The sequence below is a fragment of the Klebsiella sp. CTHL.F3a genome (assembly GCF_019890895.1).
In the GTDB taxonomy this organism is placed as follows: domain Bacteria; phylum Pseudomonadota; class Gammaproteobacteria; order Enterobacterales; family Enterobacteriaceae; genus Klebsiella; species Klebsiella grimontii.
Window position 1 is genome coordinate 2,933,134 of record NZ_CP082360.1, and the last position, 14,644, is coordinate 2,947,777.

The window sequence follows — 14,644 nt, forward strand, 5'->3', positions numbered from 1 at the left end:
CGTAAACCCGCTCCGGTTAAACCCGGAGCGGGTCAGGTATTGGTAATAAGAGCATCGATGGCTGAAATAACATCTCCGTGGCTACTTTTTAAATTACAGACGAAATGCTTCTTTTTTAATTTGCTCTTTTCTACACTGGTGATCCCTGGTGTATTCAGGAATAAAGATTGAAAATTAATATTTATCCGTGGAGACGCGGAGTGGTAGTATCCTGCCAGCCGAGTACTATAGCCTAATGGAAGAGTAAGTCTGGTAGACAAATCACAGTAATAATCATGTTGAATAACCATAATATATGGCTGTAGCTGATTGGTTCTCTCCGATGGATTGCGATAAACATCAAATTGTAAGCTCATCACAGTCCCTCAAAGAAGGGGTCATCAGATAACAGGCCGGCTTCAGCAGTAAATTCATTCATTGCCTGCATAAACTCCTTGTCCTTCTGGTACTGTTCATCGCGATCGTCAGATGCCTGACATGGATTCTGTGGAGGGGCTTTGACGGTTAGGTTTTCAATATCGTTTAGTTTCATTATGGCCTCCATAAGTGGTGTGCTTCAATTATCAACCTATCACTTTAAAAAACAATACCGACTCCCCTGGTTGTTGCAGGTTTGCGAGACGGGTTCCAGAGAACAGCAACGATATGAAAAAGATGGCACTTTTGTGGAAGCGTGGTCCTGGGTCGGCATTGCCACACGGTTTATAGTTGCAATCCAGCCGCTGGTCACAGAATGTCCTGGCGATCGCTTTTATGGTAATCCGACCTTCGAAATAATGAGTACCTTGAGATAATGCGCAATTAATAACCGACTTGCGAATAAGCTTATGAAATAACCGCGCCGTTTTATGGATAAATATGCCACCCGGCGTTTTTATCTGGTCTGCCGTTTGATAATGCACAATAATGCCGCCGGTATATTTTATAACAAGTGATTAGTTGTATGAAAAAGACTATTTTTTCGTTAGCGCTTGGCACCTTTGGTCTCGGGATGGCGGAGTTTGGCATTATGGGCGTATTACCTGAAATCGCTCATGATGTCGGCATATCTATTCCCGCCGCGGGCAATATGATCTCATATTATGCCTTTGGCGTGGTGATCGGCGCGCCGGTGATGGCGCTGTTCTCCAGCCGCTTTTCGTTAAAGTCGGTTATGCTGTTTCTCGTGGCGCTGTGCGTTATCGGCAATGCCATCTTCACTTTATCTTCCAGCTATTCGATGCTGGCGTTGGGCCGTCTGATCTCCGGCTTTCCGCACGGCGCATTTTTTGGCGTAGGGGCGATTATCCTGTCAAAAATCGCCCCGCCAGGAAAGGTGACGGCGGCGGTGGCGGGGATGATCGCCGGGATGACGGTCGCCAATTTGCTGGGGGTGCCCGCCGGGACCTGGCTCGGCCATCAGTTTAGCTGGCGCTATACTTTTCTGGCGATTGCGGTGTTTGATATCGCGGTGCTGGTATCCATCGCCTGGTGGGTGCCCACGCTGTTTGATAAATCCACGGCGCGCCTGCGCTCGCAGTTCTGTTTTTTAACATCGCCCGCGCCGTGGTTAATTTTTGCCGCCACGATGTTCGGCAATGCCGGCGTATTCGCATGGTTTAGCTATATTAAGCCGTTTATGATTAACGTCTCCGGTTTCGGTGAGAGCGCCATGATATTCATTATGATGCTGGTGGGCCTCGGGATGGTTCTCGGAAATCTCTTTAGCGGTAAAGTTTCCGTTCGCTTCAGCCCGCTGCGTATTGCCGCCGTTACCGATGGCGTTATTGTGGTGACCTTATTATTGATCTTTCTGCTGGCTGAGCATAAAGCCGCCTCATTAACCCTGGCGTTTATTTGCTGCGCGGCGCTGTTCGCCCTGTCGGCGCCGCTGCAAATTCTGCTGCTGCAAAACGCCAAAGGCGGCGAGATGCTGGGTGCGGCGGGCGGTCAGATAGCCTTTAATCTCGGTAGCGCCATCGGCGCGCTGTTTGGCGGAATGATGATTACGGCCGATTTTGGCTGGCGTTCCGTTGCCTTACCGGCCGCTCTGCTCTCGTTTCTTGCCCTCAGTTCGCTGCTGATTTATGCCCGCTATCAGCAGCGTCCGGCCTGATTCATTTACTCCTGCCAGGGTTCGCCGAGGGTCAACATTAAACGGTTGGCCCAGGCGAAGAACGCTGCCGATTGCAGTAAATCCAGCTGAGCGAGCGTATCCAGGCCCTGCTGTTCGACCGCGGCAAGGTGTCCGGCGCCCAGGGCGGGCGGGGTAACGGAAATCGCGGCGGCGAAATCGATTTGCGCCTGCCAGCCCGGCGTCTGCCCGTCGCTCAGGTTCTCTCCGGGCGTTACCGCCAGCAGCGTTTCTACCGCCGTTTCATCCTTAGCCAGCTGCGCGGCCTTGCGCGCATGCACCGACGCGCAATAAATACAGCCGTTAACTTTGCTCGCCACCGTCGCCGCCAGCTCGCGTTCGGCGCGCGGCAGGCCGCCGGGAGTATAAAAAATCCCTTTGTCGGTTAACGTACGCTGCTCCAGTACCGGCTGGTTGCGCGCCAGCAGGCGGAAATAGGGGGAATCGCTATGGCCGAACTTCGCCAGCAGCGCCTGCTCATCCGGGGTAAACTCCGCCAGCGGTTTAGCCGCCAGCCAGGGCTCCCAGTGCAGTTCGTCGCGGGTAAATCGCACTGGCGCGCGCTTACCGCTGAGGGTTTGCGGCGAGGTATGCCAGAATCCAGCCGCGACCGGGGTTTGTGCGACAGTAATGCTTTTGCCGTTAAGCAGGCGCAGCCCGGTGACCAGCCGACTCTGGAAGCTGACAAAGGCGATAAGCTGGGCGAGGGTGACGATGCCGCGCAGGGTCCAACCGGCGCGGATTAACGCCTCCAGCGGCGATGGCGTGGCCTCCACAGGCGTAAAGGTTAACAGTCGGGCAAAGGCCAGCGCCGGGACCAGCCGCGGGGATGTGGGGTCGGCGATACCAAAACCGGCATAGTGGGCCGCCAGCGCATCGCTCTCATGCAGCTTAGCGACCCTGGCGGCAACGGCAAAACGCTCATCGAGCGGAAAGTCGTTATCCTGCTGACCAAACAGTGTTTCATAGCTTCCCTGAGCGTGGCGGGTGGCCGCCTCGCGCACGGCGCGCGCCGCGGCTAAAGCGGAATCGGGGGCAATCTCTGCCAGTTCGGCCAATATATCCTGACTTAGCGTCATGGTGACTCCTTATGTAACTGAAGGGGCAATGTGCTGAGCGATCAGCTCAAGGGAACGCAGCGTGTCCCGGTGCGACGGTTCAACGGAGTGCACCTGAAACGAAATATCGGTCACCCGCCGCAGCACGCTATCCCGCGCCAGCGAGGCGGCGACGTGTGAGGGGTCGCCAACGTGAGCGTCAAGCTGCGGTAGAAATTCGGTGACAGTGTCACCAATAATTTCATGGCCGGCGGCGCGATGTTGGGCTGCCTGCCGGCGTAAACCGGATTCGGCGACATGTAGCGCGTACTCCTGGCTGTCGGCGACGAAAGCGGTACGCGAGGCGAGGATCCGCGGCGCGACGCCCGCGGGCAGCGCGGCGAGATAGGCGTCGATAATCGGATTCTGAATCGCGTCCAGCGGCAGCATCGGTTGCCCGGACGGGCGCGGCTGGGTACGCGAGAGCATCAGTCCATGTCCGGCCTGCGCGGCGCGGACCGCGCCGTCGACGGAAAATGTGGCAATCCAGATACGTTCCGCCAGCTGCGGCGCCGGAGGGTAAAGATGATTATCCGGATGGGCGAGCGAATCTCCGCGCCAGGCGCTTTGAATCAGATGCAGGTGCTCGGCGAACACCGCGCTGCGCTGGTCGATCGTCAGGCCGAAGGGTAAAAACGAGGTGGGGGTGCCGCCGGAGCCGAAGCCCACCTCCAGCCGCCCATCGGCGAGCAGATCCAGCACCGCCGCATCCTCCGCCACCCGTAGCGGGTTTTCCATCGGCAGAGTGATAATAGCGGTTCCCAGACGGATGCGTTCAGTGTGCGCTGCCGCATGGGCGAGAAAAACCAGCGGCGATGGCAGGCCGCCTTCGTGCTCATGAAAATGGTGCTGCGCAATCCACGCGCTGTCGAACCCAAGGCGTTCGGCGTGGAGAATTTGCTCGGTGGCCAGCCGATAGCGCTCTTTGGGCGTGGCGTGGTCCAGCAGGCGGGTGAAAAAGCCCAGTCGTTTACGCGTCATGCAACCTCCTTGCTCAGGGATGAAAAGTGGGGAATCGCGGCGATAAGCTCGCGGGTATAGTGATGCTGCGGGGCGCTGAACAGACGGCTGACATCCCCATGTTCAACCACCTGGCCCGCCCGCAGCACCGTCACGCTGTGGGCGATACGGCGCACCGTCGCCAAATCGTGAGTGATAAACAGATAGCTCAGCCCGAGCTGCTGCTGAAGCTGCTGCAGCAGGGCGAGAATTTGCGCCTGCACCGTGACGTCCAGCGCTGAGGTCGCTTCATCCAGCACCAGGATCGTTGGCTCAAGGATAAGCGCGCGGGCGATGGCCACCCGCTGACGCTGGCCGCCGGATAGCTCGCGGGCGGTACGCGACAGCAGCTCCGGCGCGAGCGCCACGCGGGCGGCGACCGATTCCACGCGCTGGCGTCTCGTCTCGGCGTTGAGTCGGTCAAAGTTTTTTAGCGGCTCTTCGATAATCTCAAACAGCGTTTGCCGCGGATCCAGGGACGCAAAGGGGTTCTGGTAGACGAACTGTATTTTACGCCGCAGCTGGCGGAGCGCCTCGCGGCTGAGATGCCCGGCATCAATACCGTCAATAGCGATATGGCCAACATCGGCCTTTTCGAACCCCAGCAGGATCCGCGCAAGGGTGGTTTTGCCGGAGCCGGACTCACCGACTAGCGCGTGGGTGCTGCCCCGTTTCACCTCGAAACTCACGGCGTCCAGCGCCTGTAAATGCGCACGGCCTAGCGAAAAACGCTTGCTGATGCCCTCTACGCGGATCGCCGGGGTCGCCAGCACGCGCCCGCTGGCCGGGGGGATGGTCAGCGTCGAACCCTGGAGATCGCTGAGCAGCTGGCGGGTATAGGCGTGCTGCGGCGTGCGCACCACATCGACGGTCGCGCCCTGTTCCTGAATTTCGCCGTGGCGAAAGACCAACAGTCGGTCGGCGCGTTCCGCCGCCAGCGCCAGATCGTGAGTGACGAACAGCACCGCCGTACCGGACTCCCGGCGCAGCGTGTCCAACAGGTCGAGGATCCGTTTTTGTACCGTCACGTCGAGGGCGCTGGTGGGCTCATCGGCAATGATTAAATCGGGTTTCAGGGCGATGGCGATAGCGATCAGCACCCGCTGCTTCATACCACCTGAAAGCTGGTGAGGATATTGATCGATGCGCTGTTCCGGGTGGCTCAGCCCAACCTTCGCCAGTAGCGCCAGCACCTGCGCTTTACGCTCTGCGGCGCTGCTTTGCTGATGCAGGCGCAGTATTTCGCCCACCTGAGCGCCGATAGTTTTTACCGGATTCAGGGAGTTGCCCGGATCCTGAGGCACCAGACTAATCCGCGCGCCGCGAAGGCCGTCGAGGCGTTTGGCGGACCAGCCGCTGATATCTTCGCCGTTAATCGAGATGCGCCCGCTGTCCCGGCGCGCGTTATCCGCCAGCAGGCCGATAATCGCCTGCGCGGTGGTGGTTTTACCCGAACCGGATTCGCCGACGAACGCCAGCATTTCGCCGCGTTTTACCGCAAAACTGACGTCGTGCACCACTTCGCGCCATTCGCGCTGCGAACGATAGCTGATGCGCAGATTCTCGACGGTCAAAACATTCATGGGCGTTCTCCGCTAAATTGACGGCTGATGCGGTTGGCGGCGAGCACTACGGCGATCACCACAAGGCCGGGAAGGGTGGTAAGCCACCAGGCGGTGGAGAGATAGTTCCGGCCCTCAGCGATCAGCAGCCCCCACTCCGGTACCGGCGGCGGCGTGCCGTAGCCGAGAAAACTCAGGGTTGAGAGCGCCAGAATGGCCTGACCGAACTGGAGGGTGGCAAAAGCCAGTACCGCAGTGAGCGAATTGGGCAGAATATGCCGCCAGAAAACGGCGAAAAAAGTGCCGCCGCTGCCGTACGCCGCTTCGACGAAGTCGCTGTGGCGCACGCGAACCACTTCCGCTCGTGCCAGGCGGGCAAAGCTGGCTATTGCCGCGACGCCGACCGCGACGGCGGAGTTAAGGGTGCCGAAACCGAGCAGGATGATGACCGTCAGCGACAATAACAAAGCGGGGATCGCCAGCAGCACGTCAACCAGTCGCATGATCGCCGACTCCACGCGTCCCGCCAGCGCACCGGCCAGGGTGCCCAGCGCGGTACCGATGAACAGGCCGATCGCCACCGCCGCCAGCGCGGCGGAGAGGGAATGCACGGCGCCGTAAACGATGCGGCTCCACAGATCCCGACCCAGCTGGTCGGTGCCCAACCAGTGGCCGGCCTGCGGCGCCAGCCGCTGGGCGCCGGGAAGTCCCTCCAGCGGGTTATAAGCGGTAAACAGCTGCGGGGCGATCGCCATCAGCGCGGCAACGATCGTTATCGCCCAGGCCAGCAGCAGGCCGGGCTGAACGCGCAGCGTACGCCAGTTTATCCTGCGGCGTCGCGCGGCGATTGCGTAATCCACCAGGCTCATACGGCACCTCCGATAACGGTTTTCAGGCGCGGGTCGAACAGCGGCATCAGCAGGTCGACCAGCAGGTTAATCAGTACGAAACCGAGGGCAGAGATCATCACCACCGCCTGCAGCACCGCGATATCCTGATTATTGACGGCCTGCTGCGTCAGCAGTCCCAGACCGCCGCGACCAAACACGGTTTCGGTAATCAGCGCGCCGGCGATCAGTTCCCCCAGCAGCAGACCGGCAATATTGAGTACCGGCAGCAGGGCGTTGCCGGTAACGTGCCGCCACAGAACGCCCGTTTCGCTCAGGCCTTTGGCACGGGCAACGGCGACAAATGGCTGTGCGGCGACCTGATCCAGACTGCGCATCAGGATTTGCGCCAGCGGGGCGGAAATTGGCACCGCGACGGCAATAATGGGCAAAATCAAGCCCTCAACCGGACCCGGGTTGATCACCGGGATCCAGCGCAGCTGAAAGGAGAAAAGCTGAATCAGGGCGATCCCGAGCCAAAACGTTGGCAGCGAGATAAACAGCACCGGCAGCGATTGCAGCGTGTTGCTCAGCCAGCGCAAACCCGGCAGCCGTGAGGCGAAGGCGAGGGTGAACGCCAGCGCCACCGCCAGCGCAAAGGCGGGCAGCGCCAGGCTTAATGTCTCCGGCAGGTTGCTGGCGATAAGCGCGCTGACCGGCAGCCCGGCCTGCAGCGAATAGCCAAAATCGCCCCGTAGCATGGCCCATAGCGTGTGGAAATACTGCTTCCACAGCGGGCTATCGGCCCCGTAGGCGAGGCGCATTTCGGCGATCTGCTCGGGGCTCAGTCCCAGATCCGGGTTCTGAAACTTGATCAGTACCGCATCGCCGGGCAGCACCTGTAACAGGACGAAGGAGAGAGTAAACGCCGCCCACAGCACCAGTAGTCCCTGGCCGGAGCGCCGCAGAAGATAGTGGCTCATCGCGGGCTCCTTAGTGCTTTTCCAGCCACGCGCCGTAGAACGACGGGCGGCCTACCGCTTCAAAACTGACGCCTTTCACCCAGGGGGCGCCGGCAAAGACCTGCGGCTCTTCAAATATCGGGATCACGTAGGCGTTATCCAGCAGGTAGCGCTGGGCGTCGCCGGTGAGCTGAAGGCGTTTTTTCGGCTCGACTTCGGCTGAGATCGCGGTCAGCAGCGCGTTGAGCTTATCGTCGCGGAAGCTTTGCACTTTGTCGCTGGAGCCGCCTTTTTGCAGCAGCGCGTCGCGGTTAATGGGGAAGAACATGCTTTTCACCACGTCAGGGTCGGCGCGGCCCACTTCCGACACGGTGAGCGGCGTTTTCAACGGGTCGAGACTGTCCAGCGTACGGCTACCGGCATCACCGGCTTTGACCGCCAGCGCAACGCCGACCTGACGCCACTGCTGGGCGATAAGCTGGAGTACCTCTTTGTTTTGCGGCTGGGGCAGGGATTCATAGACGGTTAACGCCAGGCGCTGACCATCCTTTACCCGTATACCGTCGGCGGCCGGTTTCCAGCCCGCCTCATCCAGCAGCTGTTTCGCTTTGGCCGGATCGAAAGCCAGCTTATCACTGAGGTTTATGTATCCGGCCGCGCTGCTGGCGATGACGGAAGTGGCCTGCGGATAGTTGGCGGAGAACAGGGTTTCGACCACCTGTTTCGCGTTGGTGGCGTGCAGCAGCGCCTGGCGCACGCGCAGGTCGGCAACCAGCGGGTTATCCGGGCGGAAGCTCAGGCTATCGTTGACGCCGCGCGTCGGAGCGGCATAGATTTTAAAGCCTGCATCGGTGGCCTGCTTCTCATCGTAGGCCTGCACCTGGCGGATAAAATCGGCCTGTCCCGCCAGCAGCGCGCCAATACGCACGCCATCCTCCGGGGTGACGATATAGGTTATGCCGTCGAGATTGGCTGGTCCCTGCTGGGCGAGGCTTTTTGGCCCCCATTGATAATCTTTACGCGCGACCAGCGTGAGTTCACGCCCCGGTTTTTCATCTTTAACCGTAAAAGGTCCGGAACCAATAATATGGCGGGCGTCCCCCAACTCTTCAAAATTACGCGCCAGGGTGCTGAGGGAAACCAGTCCGGAGCCGATGGTCGCGGTGCCCTGCAGAAATCCCGGCGAGGGCTTTTTAAAGTAGAATTTTATCGTCAATGGATCGATGACTTCGCTGCGATCGTAATTATTAATCACCTCGGAAACCGGTAGGCGGCGCGCTTTATTCCCAAGCCCGTAGGTATCAAAGTTTTTGGCAACCGCATTGGCGTCAAGCGGGGTTCCGTCCGAGAAGGTGACGCCAGGGCGAATCTTAAAGGTATATTCGGTTTTATCGGGGTTAACGCTCCAGCTTTCGGCAATCCAGGGTTCGACTTGTAGGGTTTCGGGATTTTGCCAGGTCAGCTTATCGGTTATTTGATTCAGGATACCGCCGTTGGGATAGAACCCGCCGGCCGGCGGATAAAGATTAGTATGCGGCTGTTGCTCCAGATAAATTAACGTGCCGCCTTTAACCGGCGCATCGGCGGCCCACGCGGAAAAGGCGCCGCTTAAAAAAAGTGCCGCCAGCGCGGGCAGGCGAAAACGGGTGTGCATGGTGAATTCCTTTGTTATCTATTGTTTGGTCATCATCGGGCGCGCGTTTTAACAAAGGAAGTGAGGATTTGCGCTAAGCATTTGCATAAAAAGCATTTATACCCGGATCGATTTTTAGGGGCTGGTATTTCCATGCCTTTCAGCTGAAACTCATGATGGATAATTTAATGGCTGAGAGATAGTCAGCGTAACAAAGGGATAGCAACGATGCTGAAGTATTTACTGATGTTGGCGGTGACGGTGCTGGCGGGCTGTACCAGCGCACCCAATTTGCCTTCTACCGATACCATTATTAAGGTTAAACCTATTGAGTCGGGCATCATTGCCAATTCAAATAAATACAGCTATCGATTCTTCCGTAAAGGGGTGCCGCAGGAGTACCAGCGTTATAATACTTTCTACGAACGCTTCAATAAGGTCGCATCCGGCGTACGGGTGAATTTTGTCGTGAAACAGCATGAGGTTGTTGCGGAATATCTGGTGGTGCTCGACAAGCGCAGGCTGGATGCCAGCCAACAAACTTTATTAACCAACCAATATAAAGCGAATGCACTGGACAACGAGCATCTTGGCGTGCTGTTTAAAGCGACCGGTTTCTGGTCAACCGTTGATCCCAATGAGCTGGATGACGCTTATCGGCTTGCCAGCCCGGTGGTGGTGTCAATTAACGATACAACGCAGACCATTAGCCCGCTGGGAGAGATCGCCCTGATTCCGCTGGTGCCGCTATTTCCGCTGGTGATGATGTACGGTTGCGCAACGGGGCCATGCGTGTAAATGGGAAATGAAACCTCTCCCGCAGCGGGGAGAGGTCCGACGATTAGCGGCGGAAATCAATGACCATACGGCCGCGAATCTGCCCCTGTTCCATCTCTTTAAAGATGGCGTTGATATCGCCCAGCGGGCGCAGGGTGACTTTCGGTACGACTTTACCTTCTGCGGCGAACTGGAAGGCTTCGGTCAGATCCTGACGGGTGCCGACCAGCGAACCGACCACCTCAATTCCGTCGAGGACCAGACGCGGAATGTCCAGGCTCATCGCTTCCGGGGGCAGGCCTACCGCCACCACGCGTCCGCCGGCGCGAACCGCGTCTACCGCTGAGTTGAACGCCGCTTTAGCGACGGCGGTGACCACTGCGGCATGCGCGCCGCCCGTTTTCTCGTGAATGATTTTGGCCGCGTCTTCGCTGCGGGAGTTGATGGTCAGGTCCGCGCCCATTTCTGCGGCCAGCTTCAGCTGTTCATCGTTAACGTCAAGGGCGATCACTTTGGCGTTAAACACGTTTTTGGCGTACTGCAGCGCCAGGTTGCCGAGGCCGCCGAGGCCATAGATGGCGATCCACTGGCCGGGTTTGATATGGGAGACTTTTACCGCTTTATAGGTCGTCACGCCCGCGCAGGTGATGCTGCTGGCCGCCGCTGAATCCAGCCCGTCCGGCACTTTGACCGCATAATCGGCCATGACGATGCACTCTTCCGCCATACCGCCATCGACGGTATAGCCGGCGTTTTTCACCGAGCGACACAGCGTCTCGTTGCCGCTGTTACAATATTCACAATGCCCGCAGCCTTCGAAGAACCACGCGACGCTGGCGCGATCGCCCGGCTTCAGAGAATGCACGCCAGGACCGACCTGCTGTACGACGCCCACGCCTTCATGGCCAAGGATGACCCCGGTTTTATCGCCAAAATCGCCGTTCTTGACGTGCAGGTCGGTGTGGCATACGCCGCAGCAATCCATTTTTAATAGGGCTTCGCCATGTTGCAGTGGACGAAGCGTTTTTTCCGTAACATTGACCTGATGATCTTGCGTGACAACAGCAGCTTTCATTCTGTTCTCCTTATTGAACATAAGCGTACTAACACAATTTTGTTTTTTACGCATGCTAAGGTTTAGCTCAAATCATCACAAAATCAAGGGAATAATAGCAGTTCCTGGCTGAGATGAGTTTCATGTGCCGTTTTTTTAATCAGATTTATTAATGAAATTATCGTCACATTACCGTCATCGTTACGTCATGCACGCTTCATTTGCGGCCTCTATCGTTCTGTATTTCAATTTCTTATAACGAGAGAGCGACAATACAATGCATCTGGTAAAAACACTCCTTGCCTCAGGCCTTCTGCTTTCCGCTGCCGCTCAGGCGCAGAACGTACTGGATTTCCCGCAGCCGAAAAACAATCCTGAAGAGTTTTATGCGGTGACCGAAATTCCCGCGGGCGGGATTATCAAATATGAAACCGACGCCAAAACCGGCTTTCTGATCGCCGATCGTTTTCAGTCGATGCCGGTGGCCTATCCGGCTAACTACGGCTCGCTGACCCAATCTCTGGCAGGGGATGGCGATCCGCTGGACGTGGTGTTTTACACCCGCGCGCCGATGGCGCCGGGAACGCTGATTAAGCTGCGCGCGATTGGCGTGCTCAAGATGATTGATGGCGGCGAGAAGGACGACAAAATCATTGCCGTTCCGGCAAGCAAAATCGACCCAACCTACGATGATATCAACGCGATCGGCGATCTGCCGAAAATTGAGCAGGAGCGTTTGCAGGCTTTCTTCCGCGTTTACAAACAGCTGCCGGAAGGGCGTAAAAAAGTGGAGCTGAACGGCTTTAACGATTCCGCCGCCGCGAAGCAGGAAATTAAAGCGGCATGGGATGCCTGGAAAGAGAAAAATCCGCAATAAGCGGAAAAACAGGCATCGCCCGGTGCCTGTCGCTTTTTCTTCGCCTTATTGTCCGCAGAGTGCGGCAATACGGGGAACTACGCCGGAACCGCCGAAATTTCCGTTACCCTGCGTCCTTTTCTTCAGCCCCTGCGTGGCGACGATGCGCTCGGGATTGCTTTTTTCACGGGTAATAAGATCCCGGTCAATCTCACTGCTGACGTTGTTTCATATCACTGGTACGATATAAATCTCTTTCACGGCCCCTTATACGTACATATTTATGACAGAAATACGTATTGGCTATGCCCGATGTTCAACTGACCGCCAGGATCTGGCTGCACAGCAGGAAGCCCTCGTCGGTCTGGGCGTTTCCCCGGACCGGATTTATACCGATAAGGGACTGACCGGTTCAAATCGCCAGCGTCCCGGTCTGGCTCAGGCTCTGGCGGCAGTTCGCCAGGGAGACACGCTGGTCGTACCGAAAATGTTCTTTAATGTGCTGGCGACGTTTGCCGAGTTTGAAGGCGACCTGATACGTCTTCGCACGCGCGAAGAGATGGCCATCGCCTGGGCTAAAGGAAAACTGCGGGGGAAGCAGTCGAAGCTGTCAGATAAACAGCAGAAATAGCTTTGCAGGATGCACGGAAGCGGCGAGTACTCTATCAGCGATCTGGCTGAATTATTCTCCGTCTCCCGCCCCACGGTCTATCGGACGCTTTCCCGTGGGGAATAATGATTAACCGGATTTAATGAAATAAGCAAGGAGCGGCTATGTACTACAGAAATGAAGTTATAAGTTATTTGCAGGCTAATGAAATTCTTGCGTTAAAACTCGACCACGCATTAGAGGGTGTAGGAAAAGACGTATCAAATCAGATTGAAAGGATCGGTGCAGGTGCAACGCGTGTGCTGTATTATACATCCTGCTTTACTGATGAATATCAGGTCGTATGCCAGAAACAAAAGTCCGAAGATATCCGATTTACTAAAGGCGTTTATCATATTATAAGGCGTGGAGATGTTGTGTATGAAATGCTTAGAATTTACTTTGAAGAAGTATTCCGATACAAAACGTCCGTTCAACTAGAGCACATCAAACAACTGTTGATGGCAGTAAATATTCATATTGCCGCAAGTTCACTCACAAATACAGGATTTGCTTTAGCAACAGCATCATTTGTCGCTGCAGGCATGAATTTAAGTCTTGAACTCAGTGCACTGGCAGGGCGAAGAGCGGGAGGTATTGTTGGGATTATTGGTTTATATGGCGTTGTGCAGAATGCAGCAGATAGTGCGCGTCGTCTTGCTATTAATTGTCCAGCGTACTACTCAGCGCTATATGCACAAGAGCTGGAGATGATGTACTTCCTGATGGAGCCATTGTTTGAACGAGCTGAAGCGTTTAATGCACAATGGGTATCGGATGGTGAGATTGCAAACATCATCACCAGGATGATTCGATAATCATGATGAGTCTTATTAAAAGGTTTTTCAGACGGATATTCAGGTCATTGATATCGATGTACGGTCCTGCCTTATTGACACTTTTATTTGCAATTGTCCTTTTTCAAATTTTTCCTGACGGACCAATATGGCCTGTCCCCATATTCTGCATTTTTGTGATCGTTATTTTTTATCGATATGTGAAATGGTAATCATCAAAACATCAAAATTTAGCATTATTTGAAATTTATTTATAAGGAAATTCTATGTCTATACCCGCACATTTATGGCTTGAAGATGAAAATGGTTCGCCGATTGTTGGCAGTTGCCAAATGCCACTTCGCCTGGGTTCAATCGAATTAAAATCATTCTCTCACGGTGTCACTATTCCGGTTGACCCGAGCTGGGGAAAACTTACAGGTACACGCGTTCACCGCCCTATAACGATAGTGAAAGAATTTGATCAGACAACACCACTTCTGTACCGCGCGGTCTGTGAAGGCCGGACCATGAAAAAGGCTACAATCAAGATGTACCGCATTCTGGAATCGGGCATCGAGGCCGAGTATTTCAATATCATTCTTGAAAACGTCAGGTTCACAACGGTCGCACCATTCCTGTCTCCTGACGGTATGAGTAGTACTCACCTTGAAACGCTTGAATTGCGTTATGAAGCAATTACCTGGATGTATACGGAGGGTAATATTATCTATCGTGATTCATGGAACGATCGTTGTTGTGCCTGATGACAAGGGGTACCAAGGGAGGCCATTGTCTCCCTTGGCTCTGACGAGGAGTTAAAATGAGCGACTTAACCACGAGGATTGCTATCGTTACCGGCTTTCGTCCGGGAATGATTGGCCGCATTACGCAGATGCACGGCGAGTACTATGCGAAGCACTACGGATTTGGTCACTTTTTCGAGAGCAAGGTGGCCAGCGGGCTAGCGGAGTTTTCCGGTCGTCTTGAGAAACCGTGCAACCGGGTTTGGCTTGCCGTTCAGGGTGGGCAGATTGTCGGATCGGTGGCGATTGACGGCGAAGACCTCGGTAACAATCAAGCGCACCTGCGCTGGTTTATCCTCGACGATAGCTGTCGGGGAAGCGGCATTGGCCGCCGTCTGCTGAATGAAGCGATGGCTTTTTGCGATAGCCAGGGCTTTTCTGCGGTGCAGCTGTGGACCTTCAGCGGGCTGAACGCCGCCCGCAGGCTATATGAATCCTTCGGCTTCACGCTGCATAAAGAGTGGCAGGGCGATCAGTGGGGGCGGATGATGACCGAGCAGCAGTTTAGCCGGCAGCAGGCCCGCGCTGGATAA

Annotated in this window: 15 protein-coding genes and 2 pseudogenes; 8 read left to right on the forward strand and 9 right to left on the reverse strand. The window is 56.0% G+C overall.

The features are described from left to right. Positions 1–32: 32 nt before the first annotated feature. Positions 33–356 (reverse strand): CcdB family protein, encoded by a 324-nt coding sequence (locus K7H21_RS13785; protein ID WP_071988218.1) that lies wholly within the window; start codon positions 354–356, stop codon positions 33–35. Then, a complete protein-coding gene (locus tag K7H21_RS13790; RefSeq protein WP_004120643.1) occupies positions 356–532 on the reverse strand; it encodes a hypothetical protein in 177 nt (58 codons plus the stop codon). The genes K7H21_RS13785 and K7H21_RS13790 overlap by 1 nt, the downstream gene beginning before the upstream one ends. 411 nt (positions 533–943) lie before the next feature. Here K7H21_RS13790 and araJ point away from each other — a divergent pair, with 411 nt between their 5' ends. Further along, the gene (araJ, locus tag K7H21_RS13795; protein WP_004120634.1) at positions 944–2,095 is read left to right on the forward strand and encodes an MFS transporter AraJ; all 1,152 of its coding nucleotides are present in this window, start codon (positions 944–946) and stop codon (positions 2,093–2,095) included. A 5-nt stretch (positions 2,096–2,100) separates the two neighbouring features. Here the strand turns inward: araJ and K7H21_RS13800 are convergent, their stop codons facing one another. The 6 genes from K7H21_RS13800 to K7H21_RS13825 are packed head-to-tail and all read right to left on the reverse strand — an operon-like array spanning position 2,101 to position 9,214. Then, entirely contained in the window at positions 2,101–3,192 is a 1,092-nt protein-coding gene (locus K7H21_RS13800) for an alkylhydroperoxidase domain protein (protein ID WP_004120632.1), read from the reverse strand. Between the two features lie 9 nt (positions 3,193–3,201). After that, entirely contained in the window at positions 3,202–4,191 is a 990-nt protein-coding gene (locus K7H21_RS13805; RefSeq protein WP_223035860.1) for a putative FMN-dependent luciferase-like monooxygenase, read from the reverse strand. Beyond that, positions 4,188–5,792, reverse strand: coding sequence for a dipeptide ABC transporter ATP-binding protein (locus K7H21_RS13810; protein ID WP_123828083.1), 1,605 nt, complete (start codon positions 5,790–5,792; stop codon positions 4,188–4,190). The genes K7H21_RS13805 and K7H21_RS13810 overlap by 4 nt, the downstream gene beginning before the upstream one ends. Further along, positions 5,789–6,640, reverse strand: coding sequence for an ABC transporter permease (locus K7H21_RS13815; protein WP_223035861.1), 852 nt, complete (start codon positions 6,638–6,640; stop codon positions 5,789–5,791). The genes K7H21_RS13810 and K7H21_RS13815 overlap by 4 nt, the downstream gene beginning before the upstream one ends. Continuing rightward, complete coding sequence (locus K7H21_RS13820; RefSeq protein WP_087829368.1) at positions 6,637–7,581, reverse strand: ABC transporter permease; 945 nt, start codon at positions 7,579–7,581, stop codon at positions 6,637–6,639. Before K7H21_RS13820 ends, K7H21_RS13815 begins: the two co-directional genes overlap by 4 nt. Positions 7,582–7,591: 10 nt before the next feature. Further along, a complete protein-coding gene (locus K7H21_RS13825; protein ID WP_223035862.1) occupies positions 7,592–9,214 on the reverse strand; it encodes a TIGR04028 family ABC transporter substrate-binding protein in 1,623 nt (540 codons plus the stop codon). A gap of 207 nt (positions 9,215–9,421) precedes the next feature. Here K7H21_RS13825 and K7H21_RS13830 point away from each other — a divergent pair, with 207 nt between their 5' ends. Beyond that, the gene (locus K7H21_RS13830) at positions 9,422–9,991 is read left to right on the forward strand and encodes a hypothetical protein (RefSeq protein WP_004120608.1); all 570 of its coding nucleotides are present in this window, start codon (positions 9,422–9,424) and stop codon (positions 9,989–9,991) included. Between the two features lie 43 nt (positions 9,992–10,034). Here K7H21_RS13830 and adhP read toward each other — a convergent pair whose 3' ends face one another. Continuing rightward, on the reverse strand, positions 10,035–11,045 hold the full coding sequence (gene adhP, locus K7H21_RS13835) for an alcohol dehydrogenase AdhP (protein ID WP_004120604.1): 1,011 nt from the start codon (positions 11,043–11,045) through the stop codon (positions 10,035–10,037). Between the two features lie 256 nt (positions 11,046–11,301). Between adhP and K7H21_RS13840 the strand changes: the two genes are divergently transcribed. The 6 genes and pseudogenes from K7H21_RS13840 to K7H21_RS13860 all read left to right on the forward strand — a co-directional run. Next, positions 11,302–11,901 carry an inorganic diphosphatase gene (locus K7H21_RS13840; RefSeq protein WP_123828081.1) on the forward strand — a complete coding sequence of 200 codons (600 nt, stop codon included), beginning with the start codon at positions 11,302–11,304 and terminating at the stop codon, positions 11,899–11,901. A 262-nt stretch (positions 11,902–12,163) separates the two neighbouring features. Next, positions 12,164–12,616, forward strand: a pseudogene (locus K7H21_RS13845) (recombinase family protein). Positions 12,617–12,654: 38 nt separating this feature from the next. Then, a complete protein-coding gene (locus K7H21_RS13850; RefSeq protein WP_223035863.1) occupies positions 12,655–13,347 on the forward strand; it encodes a hypothetical protein in 693 nt (230 codons plus the stop codon). 2 nt (positions 13,348–13,349) lie between these two features. Then, a complete protein-coding gene (locus K7H21_RS28990) occupies positions 13,350–13,538 on the forward strand; it encodes a hypothetical protein (protein ID WP_049113377.1) in 189 nt (62 codons plus the stop codon). Between the two features lie 54 nt (positions 13,539–13,592). Next, positions 13,593–14,072, forward strand: coding sequence for an Hcp family type VI secretion system effector (locus tag K7H21_RS13855; protein WP_142445722.1), 480 nt, complete (start codon positions 13,593–13,595; stop codon positions 14,070–14,072). 77 nt (positions 14,073–14,149) lie between these two features. Then, positions 14,150–14,644, forward strand: a pseudogene (locus tag K7H21_RS13860) (GNAT family N-acetyltransferase); the annotation flags it as partial.

Bases quoted from the DNA above. Each gene is read 5' to 3' on its own strand.
- K7H21_RS28990 (WP_049113377.1), top strand. From the start codon at position 13,350: ATGATGAGTCTTATTAAAAGGTTTTTCAGACGGATATTCAGGTCATTG.
- araJ (WP_004120634.1), top strand. From the start codon at position 944: ATGAAAAAGACTATTTTTTCGTTAGCGCTTGGCACCTTTGGTCTCGGG.
- adhP (WP_004120604.1), bottom strand. From the start codon at position 11,045: ATGAAAGCTGCTGTTGTCACGCAAGATCATCAGGTCAATGTTACGGAA.
- K7H21_RS13830 (WP_004120608.1), top strand. From the start codon at position 9,422: ATGCTGAAGTATTTACTGATGTTGGCGGTGACGGTGCTGGCGGGCTGT.
- K7H21_RS13840 (WP_123828081.1), top strand. From the start codon at position 11,302: ATGCATCTGGTAAAAACACTCCTTGCCTCAGGCCTTCTGCTTTCCGCT.
- K7H21_RS13785 (WP_071988218.1), bottom strand. From the start codon at position 356: ATGAGCTTACAATTTGATGTTTATCGCAATCCATCGGAGAGAACCAAT.
- K7H21_RS13805 (WP_223035860.1), bottom strand. From the start codon at position 4,191: ATGACGCGTAAACGACTGGGCTTTTTCACCCGCCTGCTGGACCACGCC.
- K7H21_RS13790 (WP_004120643.1), bottom strand. From the start codon at position 532: ATGAAACTAAACGATATTGAAAACCTAACCGTCAAAGCCCCTCCACAG.
- K7H21_RS13815 (WP_223035861.1), bottom strand. From the start codon at position 6,640: ATGAGCCTGGTGGATTACGCAATCGCCGCGCGACGCCGCAGGATAAAC.
- K7H21_RS13825 (WP_223035862.1), bottom strand. From the start codon at position 9,214: ATGCACACCCGTTTTCGCCTGCCCGCGCTGGCGGCACTTTTTTTAAGC.
- K7H21_RS13810 (WP_123828083.1), bottom strand. From the start codon at position 5,792: ATGAATGTTTTGACCGTCGAGAATCTGCGCATCAGCTATCGTTCGCAG.
- K7H21_RS13800 (WP_004120632.1), bottom strand. From the start codon at position 3,192: ATGACGCTAAGTCAGGATATATTGGCCGAACTGGCAGAGATTGCCCCC.
- K7H21_RS13855 (WP_142445722.1), top strand. From the start codon at position 13,593: ATGTCTATACCCGCACATTTATGGCTTGAAGATGAAAATGGTTCGCCG.
- K7H21_RS13820 (WP_087829368.1), bottom strand. From the start codon at position 7,581: ATGAGCCACTATCTTCTGCGGCGCTCCGGCCAGGGACTACTGGTGCTG.
- K7H21_RS13850 (WP_223035863.1), top strand. From the start codon at position 12,655: ATGTACTACAGAAATGAAGTTATAAGTTATTTGCAGGCTAATGAAATT.